General features: G+C 49.8%; 2 protein-coding genes. Both read right to left on the bottom strand.

Annotated features, from left to right (window positions below):
* Positions 1–209 precede the first annotated feature (209 nt).
* On the bottom strand, positions 210–1,460 hold the full coding sequence (locus B3D59_RS04580) for a type I glyceraldehyde-3-phosphate dehydrogenase (protein ID WP_286817996.1): 1,251 nt from the start codon (positions 1,458–1,460) through the stop codon (positions 210–212).
* Positions 1,461–1,475: 15 nt separating this feature from the next.
* Positions 1,476–4,875, bottom strand: a 3,400-nt coding sequence (locus B3D59_RS04575) for a PEP/pyruvate-binding domain-containing protein (protein WP_286817994.1), incomplete at its 5' end; no start/stop codon positions are given.

Below are 4,875 nucleotides of genomic sequence, written 5' to 3'. Positions count from 1 at the left end.
ACTCTGGTAGAACAACCTCGTGAGCGTTATCAACAGGTGTTTCATAATTAGCTCTATTCCAGTATAATTTAATACTCACCCGTAGCCTTTAGGATGCCCTTTATTTTTTTAACCACGGAAATCACAGAAGGCACGGAAGATAGAATTCTGTGAATTCTGTGCTTTCCGTGGTTAAATTGTTTTTCACAGGCCGGGCCGGCCCACGGCTGTTATTCCATGGACTCGGCAACGGTCACGGTTCTGTCCCCCAGCATGTTTACATAGGACGCCATTTCATTGTCGTACCATCCATAAATGACTGCCTGGGTGACCTGGATGGCGCAGACACGATCCTTGATATTTTCCAGCACCTCTTTGTCAATGCCCTGCATGTGCTTGGGATTAATGGAAAGACAAGCCGTGCGGGTATGGGTTTCATGACCCTCGATGACTGCCGCGGCCCTGGGGGTACCAATGATATCCGAGGAGACGTTCTGTTTCTCCGTAAAGATCAGATAACCGTCGGACTGTTTTTCGGCCGTGTCTTGATAGATCTGGTTGATCATGTCCCTTCTGACCGGCGGCTTGTCCAGTTCTTCCTGCAGGTTGATGACCAGAATGATCAAAGATCCGGTGGCGGTGGGGATACGCACGGACTCGGCAATGAAACCGATATTGGCCATTTCCGGGATAACCTGCTGCAACGCCTTGGCCGCACCTGTGGTGGTTAAAATGATGTTATTCATGATGGAGCGATTTTTTCTCAGGTCGGTTTTTCCGGTTTGGGGCAGACGGTCCAGTACTTGCTGTGAGCCAGTGGCCGCATGAACCGTGGCCATGGATGCGGACAGCAAACGATCCACGCCAAACGCATCCAGCAATGGCTTGATCATGTGGGCAAGACAGGTGGTGGTGCAGGATGCATTGGAAATCAGACAGTGGCGCACAGGGTTAAAATCTTTATCGTTGATGCCCATGACCGTGGTGACGGCATCATCGGGAATCACGGCACCTTGTTTGAGTTTAAAGGGTGCCGAGGCAATGACTTTCCTGGCCCCTGCCTCCAGGTGTCCGCGGATGGATCCTTTTGGCGCATCTGATTCGAGATTGGGATCAAGAAACTGGCCCGTGGTATCCACCACCAGCTCCACATTATTCTGCGCCCATGCGATATCTTTTGGATTGCGGTCTGTGGAAAGGATTTTTACTTTTACCCCATTCACCATAAACGTGCCGGAACCGGGATCCACATCCGTGATAACGGGTTCTCCCCTAAAGCCGTGTATAAATGCCTCCAGGCGGCCGTATGTGGAATCTCGTTCAATGTAATGGATGAGATCATCCATGCCGGTGCCGACCTCTCTGCCCACATTGATGACGATTTCATTGAAAAATTTTCTGCCGGCATGGTGCCATAACGTCAGCTTTCCAATTCTTCCAAGTCCGTTAATGCCCAGGATCTTTGATCTCTCTGTGCTCATATTTCCTGCCTTTTATTAGATTGAGGTTAAATGGTTGCTGATTTTCATCTGTCCCTGGTAGACGATGCCTTTATGGCCGTCCAGACTGATGAAATCCCCTGTATTCATTTTTACACCATTGAGCTCACAAAAGCCCGTCTCTTCGTTGCAGACCAGATTTTTACACCCCACCACACAGGTTTTGTCAAGATTGTATGCCACCACGGCAGCGTGGGAAGTCAGCCCCCCTCTGGCGGTTAAAATGCCGTCTGCCGCATCAATCTCCAGGATATCGTCGGGCACGGTGTCATTGCGAATCAAAATGAGGCTGCTGTCGGGATCCTGCCGTCTGAAGCCGTCGATCTCTTCGAGGGAAAATACGATTCTGCCGCTCATGGCACCTCCGGACACACCGATTCCCTGGCCTAATTGGATTTTTTCAAGCTTGTCCGGCGCAGCATCAAACCGTTTGATTTTTTTTCTATCCCGTAAAGACAGGTCCCTGGCCTGGAGAATAAACACATCTTCAGCCTTTTGTCCCTGAAAGGCAAATTCCATCTCCTGGGGATTCCACCCTTCCTCGTAAATTAACTGCAGGACAATGGCTTTCAATTTTTTATAAACCAGAGGAAACCGCTCCTCTAAACTGATTTTTTCGTCCCTGCCTTCCATCTCCCTTTGAAGTTCGGATATGGGCAGGGTTTTCACTAAACCCGATACCACATCTTCCCCCTGGTTGCCAATGGTAAAATCCCCCCACAGGCGGATCGCGTCTCCGGGGAGTTTGGGACTGTGGGTGAACACCACCCCGGACCCGGATTCCCTGGACCAGTTGCCGAATACCATGGTCTGGAGCGTTGCCGCCGTACCCCAGTCATCGGAGATCCCCATGATGTTGCGGTAACTTTTGGCCCGTTTGGAGTTCCAGGACGCAAATACCTTTTTAATTGACAAAAATAACTGGTCCATGGGAGATTCCACTAATTTGATGCCCTGGTCCAGCAAAAGCTGCTTGTACGCCATGGCCACGTCGCGCATCTGCTCTCCTGTAAAGTACCGTTTGAAGGGGATGTCGGCCTTTTCCTTATGGTTTTTGATGATGTCGTCAAACCGGTCTCTCTGGATGCCGTAAACCATGCCATAGGCCTGGATAAATCTGCGGTAGGAGTCCCATGCAAACCAGGGGTTTCCCGATTTTTCCGCCAGACTTTCGGCAATTTGTTCATTAATGCCTACGTTTAAAAATGAATCCAGCATCCCGGGCTGTGAAATGGACGAGCCCGACCGGACAGAGAGCAGCAAAGGATTTTCCGGGTTCCCGAATTTTTTACCCTCGGTCGTTTCAAGCTGACCAAGCATATGGGCCACCAGCTGCTGGAAATTCTTCGATGCCGGAATGTAGTTGTCAATGAGATCCAGACATTTGAACACCTCGGTGGTGATGATGAACCCGTTGGGCACTTTAATCCCCAGGCGCTTAAGTTTGATCAGGTTCAACCCCTTATTGCCCAGATAGATGATATTGTTGCTGAACAGTTCCCCGGCGTCAATGGAGCAGATCGCTGCCTTTGGGTCGTAGTTGAGAAGGGTTGACAGTTCTTTCTGGGTCAGCCGTTCGGATTGGCGGAACAGGGTATTTAAAATCCGGTTTAAAAATACATCCAGCTGCTGGAGCCCAAGGGATGTGGCAATTCTGTCCCGGAAAAAAATATCCGCCACCCGCTGGTCCAGTTTTTTTGCCATTTTGACGGCGGTCGGTGTGTTGGGCATATTGGCCGCTGAACCGAATCCTTCCGGCTGGTATTTTTCAAGTATATTTTCCCGGCCGATACGGTTGTCCAGGTTGCTCAGGTTCAGGGAGTGCAGGTTGTTGAAGTGATCGTTTACCGCATCGGCAACCGCCCTGGTAAATCCCTTGAAAATGTCCAGGTACTGGGTAAATGAGCAGGTGGTGATATTAATGGCGTATTTTAAGAATTCCAGCTGGGTATCCAGCTTGTTGGATACAATGCCGTCCAGGGCCAGGGCCTGGCGGAAAAGCTTAAGAACGGCAAAGATCTTCACAAAGGTGGGTTTGGTGATCAATCGCAGGTCAATGCTGTTGATCAGATTCTCAAACAGTACATTGATAATGCTTTCAAGTCTTAAAGTCATGCCCAGGGCATCAAATTTGGCTTCACTGTATGACCCGTACATGGACGGGATGTCAACGGCAATGTGCCGCTTGTGGTAAATGGATTCGTTTACGGTAAATTTTTCCTTGGACAAAATAATGTTTTTCAGCTCCGCCATATAGGACAAAAGTCCCCCGATCCTGCTTTCCAGATCGGTCTCTTCAAGGGCATGGAGGATGCTCTTGGGGTCTGGCAGGCCCTGGGATATATGGGAATTGACATAGCTTGCAAGATCCAGGTTTTCAATGCCGTATTTTTCATTGAGCAGGGCGTGGAACCGGATCATCAGTTTAACCCGTTCCCTGTCCAGATCTGTCGCGTTTTCTGCCTTGTCAATGATGGCCTCAATGTCGGCTTTGCGGACGCCAAGCAAATCAGCCGGTGTGTGCAGCTTATTCCGGGCCAGGGTGCGGAACACGGCATGGGGACCGTCAATGTATTTTCCGCAGGTTGGGATCTCATCATAGATGGACGGGGGCAGATAGGGTTTAAGCGGTTTTTTATCCAGGGTTTTCCAGAACATCATCACTTCCCGGATAAAGTCCACGATCCTTGATGAGCTTTCCACGTGAGATTGTTTGCGCAGGAAATGGACCAGCCGGTCCCTGCGGAAAACCAATTCATCCAGGCGGGTGGAAATATCCCGAAGCTCCCCTTCTGCACCGATCTCATTGAAAAAGGTGGGAAGCAGCCGGGCCAGTTGTTTGACCAGATTATACACCGGTGCGATGTCGGCATTTAAGAATGTGGTAATGTCCCGGGGAAACAGATCCGTATCCCGGATAAACACGCCGCCCACGGCCAGTGAGGTGATCAATGCCGAGAGCAGGCGTTTGGATTTTTTCGGGTGCCTCGCCACCAGGGTTAGAAATACCCGGATATTTTTCACATGGGCCACATTGCATTTGATCTGCCAGTCTTCTCCGGTTCCTGAGATATCCGGGAACTGAAATCCATGGTCCACGGCCCGGTCAATGAAATGGTTGATCAGCTCAATTTCGTCGGTATTGTATACGGCATCCCCGATTTTATGAATGCATTCCAGCACGGTTTCCGGATACCGTCCCTTGTGCTCTTTGAGCAGGGCAAAGGTCTGGTCAACAATGACGATGTCTTTTTTATAATCGCCCCGTTCTCCGATCAGGGTGATCAGGGTGCGGTGAATATCTCCCAACGCTTCCCTGTGTATGATGGAAAGCCCGGGTGCATGAATAATATAAAATAGAAATGTCAGCTTAACATATTCTCCATAGATTTTTTCC

This window comes from Desulfobacter sp. UBA2225, assembly GCF_002348205.1.
Taxonomy (GTDB): Bacteria; Desulfobacterota; Desulfobacteria; order Desulfobacterales; family Desulfobacteraceae; genus Desulfobacter; species Desulfobacter postgatei.
This window is presented reverse-complemented; position numbering and strand designations above follow the sequence as displayed.